The sequence below is a fragment of the Atopomonas hussainii genome (assembly GCF_900109735.1).
Classification (GTDB): Bacteria; Pseudomonadota; Gammaproteobacteria; order Pseudomonadales; family Pseudomonadaceae; genus Atopomonas; species Atopomonas hussainii.
This window is the reverse complement of record NZ_FOAS01000018.1, coordinates 1-14,686: the sequence shown is the minus strand read 5'-3', so window position 1 is coordinate 14,686 and position 14,686 is coordinate 1. Positions and strand designations below refer to the sequence as shown.

The following is a 14,686-nucleotide window of genomic DNA, read 5'->3' as shown; positions in this document are numbered from 1 at the left end:
AAATCAACAAGGCACGACTCAGCAAGGCACTTCGGCGTTCTTGCGCGAGTACCACCACCAAGTGACGAAAATGCAGCTCACGTAGTAGGCAATGAACACGTACAGAGCCATTTCTGGGCCGCCGGTCAGGGCCATGGAGGTGCCGAAGGATTTGGGAATAAAGAAGGCGCCGTAGGCGGCCACCGCCGAGCTAAAACCCAGTACCGCGGCGGACTCTTTACCGGCGTTTTTCATCGCCAGCTCTTTAGCCTCAGCACTCGCGCCTGCAGAGGCGCGCTCGTGATGGGTGCGGAAGATGATCGGGATCATCCGGAAGGTAGAGCCGTTACCGATACCGGTGGTGATAAACAGCAGCATGAACATGGCAAGGAAGCCGTAGAAGTTACCGCCCTCGCCGCCCACCGGCAGGAAGTTGAGCACACCGAACACTGCGCCAATCATCACCACGAAGTTCCACAGGGTGACGCGCGCGCCGCCCATTTTGTCGGCCAGCCAACCGCCTACCGGACGAATCAAGGCGCCGACTAACGGGCCTAAGAAGGCGAACTTCAGCGGATCAACACCCGGGAACTGGGTTTTGATCAGCAGCGGGAAGCCTGCGGCGTAACCAATGAACGAGCCAAAGGTGGCGATGTACAGCCAGCACATTAACCAGTTGTGCTTACGCTTGAAGATCACCGCTTGCTCGCTGAACGACGCCTTGGCGCTGCTTAAGTCGTTCATGCCGAACCAAGCCGCGATGGTCACCAGCAGTAAGAACGGCACCCAAACAAAACCGGCGTTTTGTAGCCACAGCTGGCCGCCGTCGGCGGTTTGCTGCGGTGTACCGGCAATGCCGCCGAACAAGGCAAAGGTAATCACCAGTGGCACAGTGAACTGCATCACCGACACACCCAAATTACCTAAGCCAGCGTTCAAGCCCAGCGCGGTGCCTTGCTGCGCTTTGGGGTAGAAGAAGCTGATGTTGGACATACTGGAGGCGAAGTTGCCGCCACCAAAACCACACAGCAGCGCGATGATCACAAACACGCTGTAGGGCGTGCTGGGGTCTTGCACGGCAAAGCCCATCCAGATTGCCGGTATCAGCAGCGAGGCGGTGCTTAAGGTGGTCCACTTACGGCCACCAAAGATCGGCACCATAAAGCTGTAGAAGATACGGAAGGTCGCGCCGGACAAGCCCGGCAGCGCCGCCAGCCAGAACAGCTCATCGGTGGTGAAGGTAAAGCCGATGCTGTTTAAGCGCACCGTCACGGCGCTCCACACCATCCACACAGAGAAGGCTAACAGCAGCGCGGGGATAGAAATCCACAGGTTGCGGGTGGCGATTTTCTTCCCGGTTTCGGCCCAGAAATGTGCGTCTTCTGGGCGCCAATCGTGAATCACCGGGCCGGACGCTTTGGCGTCCGAACCGGCTGACAGGGGTTTACTACTGGCCATGGTCGTGTCTCCTTCAGGCGATCAGGACGCGCTGCCCACCGGGCTCGACGAGCCGGTGCCCAGCACAGGGGTTTTGCGAACTTCGCTGAGGTACATCCAGATCAGAGAGACCCAGACCACGCCGTACATCAGCATGAAACAGGAAGAGCGGACGCCGGTGAGGTCCACCAGAGCGCCGAACAGAATCGGCAGAATGAAGCCACCCAAGCCGCCGGCCAGACCGACAATGCCGCTGATGGCACCGATGTTTTGCGGGTAGTCATCGGAGATGTACTTGAACACCGAGGCCTTACCGAACGCCCAAGCGATACCGATGATGAACATCAGCGCGGTGAACACGTATTCGTTCAGGCCAATGGAGAACTGCTTCGGCCCGTTGACGGTTTGCACCACCAGCTCAGTCTGCGGATACGAGAGGATGAACAAGCAAATCCAGCTCACCCACATCACCCACCAAGTCACCTGATGCGCGCCCCACTTGTCACTCATCCAGCCACCGATGGCGCGCAACACGCCGCCCGGCAGGGAGAAACACGCAGCCAGCAACGCTGCGGTTTGCAGAGTGAAGCCGTACTCCTGCACGTAGTACTTGGTCATCCACAGCGACAGCGCCACATAGCCACCGAAGACGATGGAGTAGTACTGGCAGTAGCGCCAAACGCGCGGGTCTTTAAGGGTTTTCAGCTGGTCCATAAAGGACACTGAGCTGGGCACCAGGTGTTCTTTTTTCTGGTAGGTGAAGAACCAGAACAGCAAGGCGGTGATAAACATGATGGCCGAATACACCTTCGGCACCATCTGCCAGCTGGCCGCGGCGATAATCGCCGGGGCGACAAACTTGGTCAGCGCGGCACCGGCGTTACCGGCACCAAACACGCCCATCGCCGTGCCTTGGGTTTGTTTGCCAAACCACTTGGCCACATAGGCGATACCCACCGAGAACGAGCCGCCGGCCAAACCGACAAACAAGCCCAGCACTAAGAAGTGCCAATACTCAGTGGCGGCGCTGATCAGATAAATCGGCAACACACACACCAGCATCAGCACGAAGAACACGATGCGCCCGCCAAACTTGTCGGTGAGCATGCCCAGCGGCAAACGCACCAACGAGCCGGTCAGCACTGGGGTGGCGGCCATTAAGCCGAATTGGGTTTCGTTGAGTTGCAACAGCTCTTTGATCGGCACGCCGAGTACGGCAAACATCATCCAGATCATGAAGCAGATGGTGAACGCCATCGTGCTCATGCCGAGCACTAGACCTTGCTGCATCTTCTCACTGGCCATGATGGGACTCCTCGTTTCAGGTTTTCCTGAGCGAACACTAGGAGCCAGTCCCCGTCTGAGACTTGACCTGTATCAAGATGTGTCTGGCGCTTTTGCGCCTACCATGAGCACGCCTACCACTTTCGGGATAGCCCGCCAAACAGCGGAAAACCCAAGCAAAATCAGCTGGTTAGCAACATTTCAAGGAAGCCACTAAGACCTTTTCTAACCCTTAACCTCTTTGGAGGTAGCCATGCTGCGCTGGCTGCGCTCATCACTTCCCGCCCGTGCCGGCCTTGCGGTGGCTCTGATTGCCCTCTTGGCCTTTACCAGTGCCTTAAGCGCTGGGGTGATTGCTTGGCTGAGCGAAGATGACGCGGCGGCCATCAACACCGCCGGCTCGCTACGCATGGCCACCTACCGCCTGACGTGGAAGCTCGAAGCGCAAGCCGACACCCCGCGCATTAACGAGCTGCGCGATAACCTTGAGCAGCGCCTGCACAGCAGCGACCTGACCCAAGTACTGGAAAGCAACCCGCAAGGCCCGCTGCACAGCAGTTACTTAACCCTCACTAGCCGCTGGAAAAACGAGTTAAAACCGGCGCTAATCAGCCGCGATTACAGCCTGTTTAAAAAAAATGCCGACAATTTTGTCGAGCAGCTCGATACCTTTGTGCTGCTGCTACAGCGCCACAGCGAGCGCAAGCAAAGCTGGCAGCAGGCCATTCAGGGCGCGGCGTTACTGATCACGGTGGTGATCTTGTTAGTCGGCATGTTTGAGCTGCAAAGCAATGTGATCGCCCCGCTGCAAGAGCTGGTCAGCGCCGCCGAGCGTTTTCGCCGTGGCGATCACAGCGCGCGGGTGGAGTTTTTAAGCGACGACGAACTGGGCCAGATGGCGCGCAGCTTTAACGCCATGGCCGCCACCATTGAAGAGTCGCACCGCACGCTAGAAAGCCGCGTGGCAGCGAAAACCGCCTACCTAGAAAGCGCCAACAACGCCCTCGCCCTGCTCTATCGCAGCAGCCGCAGCTTAGCCAGCGAGCAAGTCAACGCCGCGCGGCTCGATCAGCTGTTAAGCGACTTTCAAAGCCGCCTGCCCGGTTTAAGCCTAAGCCTGTGCCTGCATAACCCCGTGCAAGACAGCGGCACCCAAGTGCTGATTGCCCTGCACGGCAGCCGCGTGCGCGATATCTGCACCAGCAACGATTGCCACGGATGCGAACGCAAACAAACACCCAACCTGCGCACCTTCGCCATTGCCAACCAAGGCCGCGAACTGGGCGAGCTGCGCGCACGCTTTACCGATGGCCATGCGCCGCTACCGCTGGAGCACGAGCTGATTCAAGCGCTGGCCGATTTAGTCGGCACCGCGCTGTCGCTGGAAAAACAACGCGAGCAGGACCACCGCCTGTTACTGCTGGAGGAACGCACCATCATTGCCCGTGAACTGCACGACTCACTGGCGCAAGCGCTGTCGTACATGAAGCTGCAGGTCAGCCGCCTGCAGGCGCTGATCAAACGCGACAGCCCGCAAGAAGACATCGCCGAAGTCAGCGATGACATCCGCGATGGCTTAAACAGCGCCTACAGGCAGCTGCGCGAATTGCTCACCACCTTCCGCCTGCAAGTGCCCAGCAGCGGCTTAGCGCAAGCGCTGCAAGAAACCGCCGAAGAATTTGCCGAGCGCGGCGCGCTGGCCATTCACCTAGAAGCCCAGCCATTGCCATTCAGCTTGGCCGCCAACGAACAAATCCATGTGCTGCAAATCACCCGCGAAGCGCTGTCGAACTGCGTGCGCCACGCGCAAGCCGATGAAGTCTGGGTGAGCCTCAGCCACGACACGCACAGCCTGACCCTGCGCATTGCCGACAACGGTGTTGGCCTGAGTAAAGACGTCGACCAACGGTTGCACCACGGTTTGCACATCATGCAAGAGCGCGCGCGCAGCCTGCGCGGCGAGCTGCACATCGGCCCCCACCAACCGCGCGGCACGCTGGTCGAGCTGCGCTTTAGCCCCGACTTTTTACAAACCGCCACAGAGGAGTCCGTCGCATGACCGCCGCACACCCCATCATGCTGGTGGACGATCACCCGATGATGCGCCGAGGAATGCGCCAACTGCTGGAAATGGAAGACGACCTCAAGGTGATTGCCGAAGCCAACCACGGCCAAGAAGCGCTGGAGATGCTCAAAGAGCATCACCCCGAGCTGATTCTGCTGGACAACAACATGCCGCAGATGAATGGCCTAGAAACCTTAAAGAAGCTGCGACAAAGCGGTTTTACTGGCCGCGTGCTGCTGTTTACCGTGTCGGATGCCGAAGAAGACGTGCGCGCCGCGCTGCGCCACGGCGCCGATGGTTATCTGCTTAAAGACATGGAGCCCGAGCAGCTGATTCAGCAGGTGCGCGATGCGTTAAACGGCGACTTAGTGGTGAGCCCCACCCTCACCCGCGTGCTCGCTCAAGCGCTGCGCGACCCACAACCGGCGCAAAGCCATGCGGTGGATTTAACCGACCGCGAACGCCAAGTGCTGAAGATGATTGCCGGCGGCAACAGCAACAAGATGATCGGCCGCAAGCTGGGCATCACCGAAGGCACGGTAAAAGTGCATGTGAAAAATCTGCTGCATAAGCTCGGCTTACGCTCACGCGTAGAGGCTGCCGTGTGGGCGCTGGAAAAACTCAAGCACTGAGCGCGGTTAAGCGCCCAGTGCTGATACCAGCCACAACCTCACAGCTCGTAAAGAAAGGTGTCGTCCAGCTGCGCGGCGCTGCAAATCGTGGTTTCAAGGTCTTTGATCAGGCCATCTTCTAGGCCGTAGATCCAGCCATGCACACACAGCTCACGGCCTTCTAACCAAGCGTTTTGCACAATGGTGGTGTGGCACACGTTACGCACTTGGCGCAGCACGTTGAGTTCACATAAGCGATCGACGCGGGCGTCTTCACCCAGCCCCTCAAACAAGTCGCGTTGCTGGTGATACAAAGCCTTCAAGGCGCGTAGCCAGTTATCGATCAGACCAAACTCTTTATGGCTTAACGCCGCCCGCACGCCGCCGCAGCCATAGTGACCGCAAACGATGATGTGCTTAACCTTGAGCACCTCGACGGCGAACTGCAGCACCGAGAGCAAGTTCATATCGGTGGCCACCACCATGTTAGCCACGTTGCGGTGCACAAACAGCTCGCCGGGCATCATGCCCACCACTTCGTTGGCCGGCACGCGTGAGTCGGAGCAGCCAATCCACAGGTAATCGGGCTTTTGCAGCGCGGCTAAGCGCTTAAAAAAATCGGGGTCGCGAGCGCGTAGGCTTTCCGACCAGTAGCGGTTTTGTTGCAGTAAATCGGTTAAGGCCATGGCGGCACCTCAACAAGCAGGTCAGGCAAAAATCAGGCTAAAAGCTGCGCAAAACTGAAATACGGCAAGGCATCGCCGGCTTGAATCTGGCTGTCGGGTTCGACATAGGCCAAGCCATCGGCCCAGCTCATCGAGCTCAGCACGCCAGAGCCTTGATTGGCATAGCGCGCCAAACCAGCCTGCTCGCTGCGCACGCGCAGGTATTCGCGGCGCGGCCCCGCGCGCCAGCTAAAGCTCGCCGGCAGCCACTGCGGCGTGGGCAGTTGGTAATGCTCGCCTTGCCGCCAACGCAGCCACGGCACCACCACCAACAGAAAGGTCACCGCAGCGGCCACCGGGTTACCCGGCAGGGCCATAATCGGTGTGCCACAGGCATAACCAAAGGCCAGCGGCTTGCCGGGCTTGATGGCGAGTTTCCACAGCAACAACTGACCGAGATGATCGACCGCGGCTTTCACGTGGTCTTCTTCACCCACCGACACACCGCCAGTGGTGATTAACAGATCAAACTGCCCGGCCAGCTCCTCTAAACGCTCACAAGTGCGCTGGTAATCGTCATCTAACGTGCCTGCATCAAAAGCATCGAAGCCCAGCTCATCGAGCTGGCTGAGCAACACGTATTTATTGCTGTTGTACAGCTGGCCGGCGGAGAGCGGCTGCCACGGCTCGCGCAGCTCGTCGCCGGTGCTAATTACCGCCACCCGCAAGCGCCGATACACCAACACCTCAGCCACCCCGCACGAGGCCAGCAAGCCCAAATCGGCTGGCCGCAAACGCTCACCAGCACGTTTGAGCACATGGCCCACTTGCGCATCTTCGCCAGCGCGGCGGATATGGCTACCGGGCTGCACCGCAGGCAAACGCACGCGGCCATCGGCCAGTAGTTCAACTTGCTCTTGGGCGATCACCGCATCGGCACCCAGCGGAATCGGCGCGCCGGTAAAAATCCGCGCGCAGCTACCGCTGGCCAACGGCGTACCGGCTTGGCCGGCGGCAATCCGCTGGCTGACTGGCAACAAGGCACCATCCACGCACTGCGCGCTGTTCACGGCATAGCCGTCCATCGCGCTGTTATCCGCTGGCGGCACGGTCACCTGCGCCAGCACATGGCAGGCCAGCACGCTGCCACAGGCAGCCAATAGCGGCAGGGTGATCACTTCGGTGCGCGGCAACTTTTCGGCCTCATGGCGCAGCTGATCCAGAACATCGGCTATGGGGCTTAGGCCCTGTGGTGGGCATACATCGCAAGCACAGGCGGTCATGATGTGTTCCTCGCAGTCTTGCTGTACAGGCTACGGGGTTGCGCGCGGCTAACCTTGCGCGGGGTCAAGTCTATGCAACTAACCCCGCGCGCCCTGCTCTAGATCAAACGGTAAAGCGCAGGGTCAAATTACGCAGGCTATCCATGCGCTGAGTGATGTTCTGCCCCGTGGCAGCGGTTTGCTGGCTGCTGCTGGCGGTGTGTTCGCTGGCTTGAGCAATGCGGTGCAAAGACTCGTTCATGGTTTCCGCCACTTGCGATTGTTCTTCGGCGGCGGTGGCCACTTGCGCGCTCATGCCACGGATGGTTTGCACGGCCTCGACAATATGGGCAAAGGCCTGCTGTGCTTGCTCGATTTGCTCAAGAGTTAGTTCGCTGCTGTTTTTCGAGGCCTGCATGGCATCGCTGGCGGCATTGGCACCGTTTTGCAGGCGCGCAATCAGGCTGTTGATTTCGCCGGCGGAGGTTTGGGTGCGTGCTGCTAAGTTACGCACCTCATCGGCCACCACGGCAAAGCCACGGCCTTGCTCGCCAGCTCGCGCTGCTTCAATAGCCGCATTCAACGCCAGTAAGTTAGTTTGCTCGGCGATACCGGTGATCACATCCAGCACTTGGCTTATTTCTTGGCTATCGCGAATCAGCTGCTGCATAACCTCGGCCAAGCCTTCGATATGTTCCGACAGACCACGAATCGCGCCGAGTGAGGTGCTCATCAAGCGCTCACCGGTTTCGGTTTCGCGCTCTGCCTGATCGGCGGCGCTGGCAGTTTCCACCGTGCTGCGCGCCACTTCATGGCTGGTGGCGAGCATTTCATTCATGGCGGTAACCACTTGATCAAGCTCGGCTTGCTGGCCTTGCACGTTATTGGCGGTGTCCGCAGCCATGCCGGCTAAACGCTGGCACTGGTCATCGGCAGTGACGGCGGCTTCGCCCACCTCACGAATCATCTCGCCTACCTGCTGACGCAAGCGCCGGTAAGAAGCGGTGATTTGGCCCATCTAATCGTCGTTGTAGGGCGTATTCAGCGCGCGGGAAAAATCACCCTCGGCGACTTTTTCCAAACACTCGCGCAGTTGGCTGATGCGGTTCATCAGCCAGCCCATGCCGGCCACGCGGCCCAGCACCACTAAGATTAAAATCAGCACAGTAGAGCCCAGCGCCAGCCATAGTTGTTGCTGAGCCGTAGCATTGGCATCGGCCGACAGCTCGCCAACGATCTGGTGCATTTGCTTAAGCACCTCCAGCGACGCTTGGTTAAAGGCGGCTAAGTCCAGCGCCTTACCGCTGGCAATTTGCAGGGCGTCAGCACTGACGTCCTGCCACAGGCGCGCCACGCGAGCGAGATCTTGCTGCGCTTTGGGGTGGCTAATCGGCGCAATGCCCTGTCGTGCATCGCCTTCAATCAATAAGCGCTGGGCCTCATTAAAGCGGCTAATGCTGGCCTCTAGCTCGGCCATGGGCAGCACACCCTGCGCAACCAACAAGGCTTCTTTAGTCACCTTTTGGCTCAGCATGCGCTGCGCGCCGGCGCGATCGATCTGGCTAGCGTCTTGTTCGGAGAAAAACAGCACCGCTGCGGTGAGGGCCGCGCAGCAAAAAATCAAACAATACGAGAAGAAAAACTGCGCATTAATGCTGCGCAAACCCAAAGCGCGCAAAAGGCGCTGAATGCTATGGCTGATGGCGTCGGTCATGGGATCACCTGTGCTCGCACACCTCTTGTGAAGGCGGCTAAATTTTTGACCGGCGCACTGTGCCCGCATGGCCCGGAAACATGCTGATACACGTCAACAAAATTGCGCTTAAGCGCTAGCCCTTTAGTCGCAGCTGACCATCGGTAATAACCTGCGTAAAAAAGCCACCAGCCACGACGCAGCTTGATTGGCATCAAGGTTAAACACTCACAAAAGTCGAGAATGCTTCCCAACAACACTTGTTGGAGATTCTCAATGCTTGCCGCCCTCTTCCCCTTGCACCGTGATGTAGATGCGTGGCTGCTGCACCCCATCTGGGGCCGCGCGCTGTTTGCCGTGCTGCTGTATGGCTTGTTCTTTCTCGCCTACACCCTGACCGAATGGCCGATGGAGCTTATCGACGGCGCGCTGGCCAGCCTTGCCCAATGGCTGAATAGCCAGCTACCCGCCAGCGAATGGACGCGCTTATTGGTCGAGGGCATCGTGCCCGGCGTGGCGGCGGTGTTGGTGTTTTTACCCACCGTGGCCAGCGTATTTGTCGGCCTCGCGGTGCTCGAACACAGCGGCTACCTGCAACGCGCCGCGCAGCTGTTCGCCCCGTTAATGGCGCGCTTTGGTTTACCCGGCCAAGCGCTGCTGTCACTGGCGCTGGGCTTTGGCTGCAATGTGCCGTCGGTGCTCTCGGCGCAAAGTCTGCCTCGCGGCGCACAGCGCACCGCGTTATTACTGAGCGCCCCGCTAATGAGCTGCTCGGCACGTTTGCCGGTGTATGTGCTGCTGGCCGCCGCCTGTTTTAAAGACAACGCCGTGCTGGTGATCTTGGCCGTGCATGCTTGGGGCGTAGCCTTGGCGCTGGGCCTGAGTTGGTTTATTAGCCGCAAGCAAGCGCCCACGCTGATTGCCGTGCAACCCAGCTTAAGCCCCATGAAAGTGCCTAGCGTTGGCCAAGTGTTTGGCGATGCCTACCGCCACAGCAGCGACTTTTTGCGCAAAATTGGCCAAGTGATTTTGCTCGGCGCCATGCTGATTTGGTTTCTGCAAAGCTACCCCGCCAACCAGCAAGGCGAACTGCAAGGCCCCAGCTACCTAGAACAAGCCGGGCAAGTACTGAGCCCCGTGACCGCGCCGCTGAACTTCACCTGGCAAGACAACGTAGCGCTACTCAGCGGTTTGGTGGCCAAAGAAGTGATTGTCTCCACCATGGTGATGACCCGCAATTTGCCCAGCGTGGATGGCGATGACGACGCGCAAACCCTCGGCTGGGCCGGCGCCCTAAGCCAGCAAATGAGCCCCAGCCAAGCCTTGGCCTTCATGCTGTTTACCCTGCTGTATTTCCCCTGCTTAGCCACCCTAGGCACCCTACGCCGCCTTGGCGGCTGGCGCTTGCCGCTAATGAGCATGGGCTTTGGCTTAACCACGGCGTGGCTGTCTGCCTATGCCGTCACCTTGATAGGAGCATGGCTATGAGCCCGATCTGGTTGGTGTTGATCATTCCCAGTGTGCTGTTAGTGCGCCACCTCTGGCAGCAAGCCAACAGCGGTTGCCAAGGCTGTAGCCAGTGCACGCTTTCTTGTCCCAGCAAACGCTCTAGCTAGAAGGTTTCAGCGTATTCAACGGCAGAGTTGATCTCGGTCATGTTACTGAATGTTACAGCACGTTAGCGTGGCGCCATCTGCCAACGGGGAGTCACCCATCATGTTTAAACCGCAATTAAGTGCACTGAGTGCCGCACTGCTGTTAGCCGGTATCGCCGGGCAAGCTCACGCCGAAGACCTGAGCCAACTGTGGGAAGGCGGCAAGGTCGGTATCGACGCTCGCTACCGCTACGAGCATGTCGACGAAGACAACAGCAAAAACAACGCCAACGCGCAAACCTTACGCACCCGCATCACCCTGCAATCGGGTAAGTGGTACGGCCTGTCCGCCTTGGTGGAAGGCGATAACGTCAGCCGCATTGGTAGCGACAACTACAACGACACCCGTAACGGCCAAGGCCAGTACTCGATCGTCGCCGACCCGGACGGCAGCGAAGTCAACCAAGCGCTGCTGCGTTATGACTACAGCATGGGCAACGTGGTGGTCGGTCGCCAACGCATTAACCTCGACAACCAACGCTTTGTCGGTGGCGTGGCATGGCGGCAAAACGAGCAGACTTACGACGGCGCGCTGACCCAGTTCAAGCCGCTGGACAACCTGACCCTGACCTACGCCTACATCGATCAGGTCAACACCCTGTTTGGCCCCGACGACAACCGTTTCACCGCTGCTGGCAACCCCGCCAACATCGACGGCCACAGCCATTTGATGAACGCTCAGTACGTGTTTGCGCCGGAACTTACCGTCACCGCGTACCGCTACATGCTGGGGCTGGATAACCTCGCCAACCGCACCCAATCCAGCACCACCAATGGCCTGCGTTTAAACGGCACGGTGGCTGGCGTCACCTACGCGGCGGAATACGCCAGCCAAAGTGAATACGCCAGCAACCCGAAAAATATCGACGCCGACTACTACTTAGTCGAAGCCGGTTACACCTTTAAAGACCTGAACAGCCTGATGCTCAAAGGCGGTTATGAAGTGCTTGAAGGTGACAAAGACAACAGCAAGGGCGCCTTCCAAACCCCGCTGGCCACTAAGCACATGTTCCAAGGCTGGGCGGATATCTTCCTCGCCACCCCGCAGGGCGGTGTGAAAGACGCCTACTTTGGCGGCAGTATGCCGCTGCTCGGTGGCAACGTGCAGTCGTGGTACCACGACTTCCGCGCTGAGGCCGGCTCCAGCCACTACGGTGATGAATTTAACGTCGCTTACGGCCGCCCGCTGCCTTGGGTTAAAGGCTTGAGCGCGCTGGTGAAATACGCCGACTACAACGCTGACGACTACGCCGTCGACACACAAAAACTCTGGGTACAACTGCAGTACACCTACTAATCACCCGCCCAAACGGGGCTGTGCATCCGGCGCAGCCCCGTTTTTATTTCGACAAGGACGCAACTATGCCCCGCCTCACCATCAAACACTGGCTTACCACCGCCCTCGCCCTGTTACTGGGCCTCGCCAGCCTCAGCAGCCATGCCGAGCTAAGCAACGACGCCGAAGCGGTTAACCGCGCCGGCCAGCAGCGCATGCTCAGCCAACGCATCACCAAGAATTACCTGATGCTCGGGCAAGACATTCGCCCCGACATTGCCAACCGCCAGCTGGATGACAGCCTCGCGCGTTTTGAAGAAAACCAACTGTGGCTAGAGCAATACGCCAAAAGCGCTGCCGCCCGTGCCGCGCTAAAAAACAGTGGCGCTGTGTGGCAAGAATTTCGCCAAGCCGCCCTGCAAGCGCCCGACAAAGCTCAAGCCAATAACGTGATCACACTCAGCGAAGCGCTGCTGAGCGCCGCCGAAACCAGCGTAAAGCTCATCGAGCAAGACACCGGCCTTGCCAGCGCCGAGATCATCAACCGCTCCGGCCGCCAGCGCATGCTTAGCCAGCGCATTGCCCTGTACTACATGGCCCTGTCGTGGAAGCTTGCCGAGCCCAGCTACAGCGAGCGCTTTAACCAAGCGGTGAGCGAGTTCGACCAGGCTCTCAGCCAGCTAGAGCAATCAGCCCACAACACCAACGAAACCCGCGCCCTGCTGAAAAAAGCCGACGCGCAGTGGCAGTTCTCCCGTAAAGGGTTTGCCCTCTCTGGCGATGCGCGGTTTGTGCCCACGCTGATTGGCACCACCAGCGAAAGCCTGCTGCACAACATGGAAACCCTCACCAAGGCCTACACCGCGCTGCCGCAAAGCTAAGCAAGCGCTGATTTAAGCGCCGAACGGTTCAAGCACCGCACCACACCGCACAACGCAGTGATTGGATCGTGCAGGCATTAAATCAGTGTTTCCCTAACCCCTAAGAGGTAGTGCCGGCGAGGAATGGGCACAGCCAGCAGCGCTTCGTAGTATCGGGATAACGATGGGCCCCGATACCATCAAGGAGTTGCTTATGTTGACCGACCCGCAAGCGCTTGCGCAGATGCGCCGGCACTATCTATTTCACAAGCTGCCCCAAGCCGCTTTCGATGAACTGTGTAAAACCGCCCTGCTTCGCCAAGTCGATGCCAACCAACCGATCTTCCAACAAGGTGACAGCGCCGAGCGCTTTTATTTAGTGGTCAGCGGGCAAGTCAAACTGCTGCGTCTGTTGCCCGAAGGGCAAGAAAAACTGGTCGAGGTCATCCCCTTCAACCACACCTTTGCCGAAGCCCTGATGTTCAGCGGCATGCGCCAATACCCCGTCAGCGCCAGCGCCATGCAGCAAACCACGCTGATCAGCATCGACTCGGCCAACTACCGCCGCCTGCTGGAAGAGCAACCGGCGATTTGCTTCGACATCCTCGCCCACCTCAGCTTGCGCCTGCACCAACGCCTGCAAGAAATCGACACCCTGACACTGGCCAACGCCGGCCGCCGCGTGGCGCGCTTCCTCTGCCAAGAGCAAGCCCATCACGCCGGCACCATTCAACTCAACGCACCCAAACGCCTGATTGCCTCGCGCTTGGGCATTCAGCCGGAAACCTTCTCGCGCATCCTGCACCGCCTGATCGACGCCGGCCTGATCGCCATGGACCGCCGGCGTATCGACGTGATCGACGCCCACGGCCTGGCCCACTACTGCGAGTCGTAAAACAGCCATGACCAGCCCGTTGCCCTTGGTATACGCCTGCTCCGGTTGCTCCAACGTCGCGCAACTGGCCAACCACATCGCCCTACGCTTAGACCGTGAAGGCCTAGCCGAGATGTCGTGCATCGCCGGCGTTGGCGGCAACGTGCCCATGCTGGTAAAAAAAGCCCAAAGCGGCCGCCCCATTCTGGCCCTCGACGGCTGCCCACTGAAATGCGTACAAGGCTGCCTGCGCGAACGCGGCGTGAGCGCCAGCGTGGCCTTAGTGTTGAGTGAACATGGCCTGAAAAAACGCTACGGCACGGACTGCTCGGGGGATGAACAGGTGGAGCTTTATGAGGCGGTTTGTGGGGTTATTGCTAGGGAGCTTTAGGCGTTCTGGTTGACGGTGTGGTGGACTGGGTTGGTGGGAGTCGTTTATTGTCGATATAGATACTTTAAGAACCAAGCAACTTACCACCGACAGCGCTGCTAAAGATCTTATTTTCTCAACTCATGTTTTTACACTCACTCTTACTGCCTCCTGGCAAAACCAGAGAACAGACATAACAAACGAAAAATTAAAAGCTTTTAGCAAAAACAGCACAACAAGCTCACCCACAATCACGTAGAACAACAGCGAGATAACACATGAAAATAAAAACAACACTGTTACTCCTAGGGAAACGCTGATTTATTAAGCCTCACACCAGCACCAGTGCCGATTCGCAGCGCAAAATCAGAAAACCAGCTCGATTCCCCGCATGACTAGCGCCTTTTGGCGTTAGCGCAGCCTCCGTAGAGGCCATTTCCCGTCAGCAAGACGGATTTATCCCGTGAGCACGCATCAAATGTCGCTTGGATAGCAGCAAATTCGCGAAGCCAAACAGGCTGAACAGCTGCGCCGTGTTTTTCGTCAGACCGCGATAGCGCGTTTTGCGGTAATGAAACAGATTTTTAACCACGTGAAAGGGATGCTCGACTTTGGCGCGCACTTTGGCTTTCAGGCGTTCTATTTGCTCTTGCAA

The 14,686-nt window shown here is 58.6% G+C and carries 15 protein-coding genes; 8 read left to right on the top strand and 7 right to left on the bottom strand.

What is annotated here, in order from left to right:
• Positions 1-18: 18 nt before the first annotated feature.
• Together BMX80_RS15700 and BMX80_RS15695 are read right to left on the bottom strand one after the other, a co-directional pair.
• Positions 19-1,437: a NarK family nitrate/nitrite MFS transporter gene (locus BMX80_RS15700; RefSeq protein ID WP_074870327.1), complete on the bottom strand. Its 1,419-nt coding sequence runs from the start codon at positions 1,435-1,437 to the stop codon at positions 19-21.
• A 21-nt stretch (positions 1,438-1,458) separates the two neighbouring features.
• A complete protein-coding gene (locus BMX80_RS15695; RefSeq protein ID WP_074870325.1) occupies positions 1,459-2,721 on the bottom strand; it encodes an MFS transporter in 1,263 nt (420 codons plus the stop codon).
• A 232-nt stretch (positions 2,722-2,953) separates the two neighbouring features.
• Between BMX80_RS15695 and BMX80_RS15690 the strand changes: the two genes are divergently transcribed.
• Positions 2,954-4,759 (top strand): histidine kinase, encoded by a 1,806-nt coding sequence (locus BMX80_RS15690; RefSeq protein WP_074870323.1) that lies wholly within the window; start codon positions 2,954-2,956, stop codon positions 4,757-4,759.
• Complete coding sequence (narL, locus tag BMX80_RS15685; protein ID WP_074870320.1) at positions 4,756-5,397, top strand: two-component system response regulator NarL; 642 nt, start codon at positions 4,756-4,758, stop codon at positions 5,395-5,397. Before BMX80_RS15690 ends, narL begins: the two co-directional genes overlap by 4 nt.
• Positions 5,398-5,435: 38 nt before the next feature.
• Here narL and can read toward each other — a convergent pair whose 3' ends face one another.
• From can to BMX80_RS17980, 4 genes are all read right to left on the bottom strand, one after another.
• A complete protein-coding gene (can, locus tag BMX80_RS15680; protein ID WP_074870318.1) occupies positions 5,436-6,062 on the bottom strand; it encodes a carbonate dehydratase in 627 nt (208 codons plus the stop codon).
• Positions 6,063-6,094: 32 nt separating this feature from the next.
• A complete protein-coding gene (locus BMX80_RS15675; RefSeq protein WP_074870316.1) occupies positions 6,095-7,324 on the bottom strand; it encodes a molybdopterin molybdotransferase MoeA in 1,230 nt (409 codons plus the stop codon).
• A gap of 103 nt (positions 7,325-7,427) precedes the next feature.
• Entirely contained in the window at positions 7,428-8,321 is an 894-nt protein-coding gene (locus BMX80_RS17985) for a methyl-accepting chemotaxis protein (protein WP_139214179.1), read from the bottom strand.
• Complete coding sequence (locus BMX80_RS17980) at positions 8,322-9,017, bottom strand: type IV pili methyl-accepting chemotaxis transducer N-terminal domain-containing protein (RefSeq protein WP_175474919.1); 696 nt, start codon at positions 9,015-9,017, stop codon at positions 8,322-8,324.
• Positions 9,018-9,272: 255 nt separating this feature from the next.
• Between BMX80_RS17980 and BMX80_RS15665 the strand changes: the two genes are divergently transcribed.
• The 6 genes from BMX80_RS15665 (at position 9,273) to BMX80_RS15645 (ending at position 14,052) form a co-directional block, all read left to right on the top strand.
• Positions 9,273-10,484: a ferrous iron transporter B gene (locus BMX80_RS15665; protein WP_074870313.1), complete on the top strand. Its 1,212-nt coding sequence runs from the start codon at positions 9,273-9,275 to the stop codon at positions 10,482-10,484.
• Positions 10,481-10,612 carry a hypothetical protein gene (locus BMX80_RS18010; protein WP_268875142.1) on the top strand — a complete coding sequence of 44 codons (132 nt, stop codon included), beginning with the start codon at positions 10,481-10,483 and terminating at the stop codon, positions 10,610-10,612. The genes BMX80_RS15665 and BMX80_RS18010 overlap by 4 nt, the downstream gene beginning before the upstream one ends.
• A gap of 100 nt (positions 10,613-10,712) precedes the next feature.
• Entirely contained in the window at positions 10,713-11,948 is a 1,236-nt protein-coding gene (locus BMX80_RS15660) for an alginate export family protein (RefSeq protein ID WP_074870312.1), read from the top strand.
• 65 nt (positions 11,949-12,013) lie between these two features.
• Positions 12,014-12,808, top strand: coding sequence for a type IV pili methyl-accepting chemotaxis transducer N-terminal domain-containing protein (locus BMX80_RS15655; protein ID WP_074870311.1), 795 nt, complete (start codon positions 12,014-12,016; stop codon positions 12,806-12,808).
• 193 nt (positions 12,809-13,001) lie between these two features.
• On the top strand, positions 13,002-13,682 hold the full coding sequence (locus tag BMX80_RS15650; RefSeq protein ID WP_074870310.1) for a Crp/Fnr family transcriptional regulator: 681 nt from the start codon (positions 13,002-13,004) through the stop codon (positions 13,680-13,682).
• A 7-nt stretch (positions 13,683-13,689) separates the two neighbouring features.
• On the top strand, positions 13,690-14,052 hold the full coding sequence (locus BMX80_RS15645) for a putative zinc-binding protein (RefSeq protein ID WP_074870309.1): 363 nt from the start codon (positions 13,690-13,692) through the stop codon (positions 14,050-14,052).
• A 421-nt stretch (positions 14,053-14,473) separates the two neighbouring features.
• Here BMX80_RS15645 and BMX80_RS15640 read toward each other — a convergent pair.
• On the bottom strand, positions 14,474-14,686 hold a 213-nt coding region (locus BMX80_RS15640), incomplete at its 5' end, for a transposase (protein WP_139214064.1).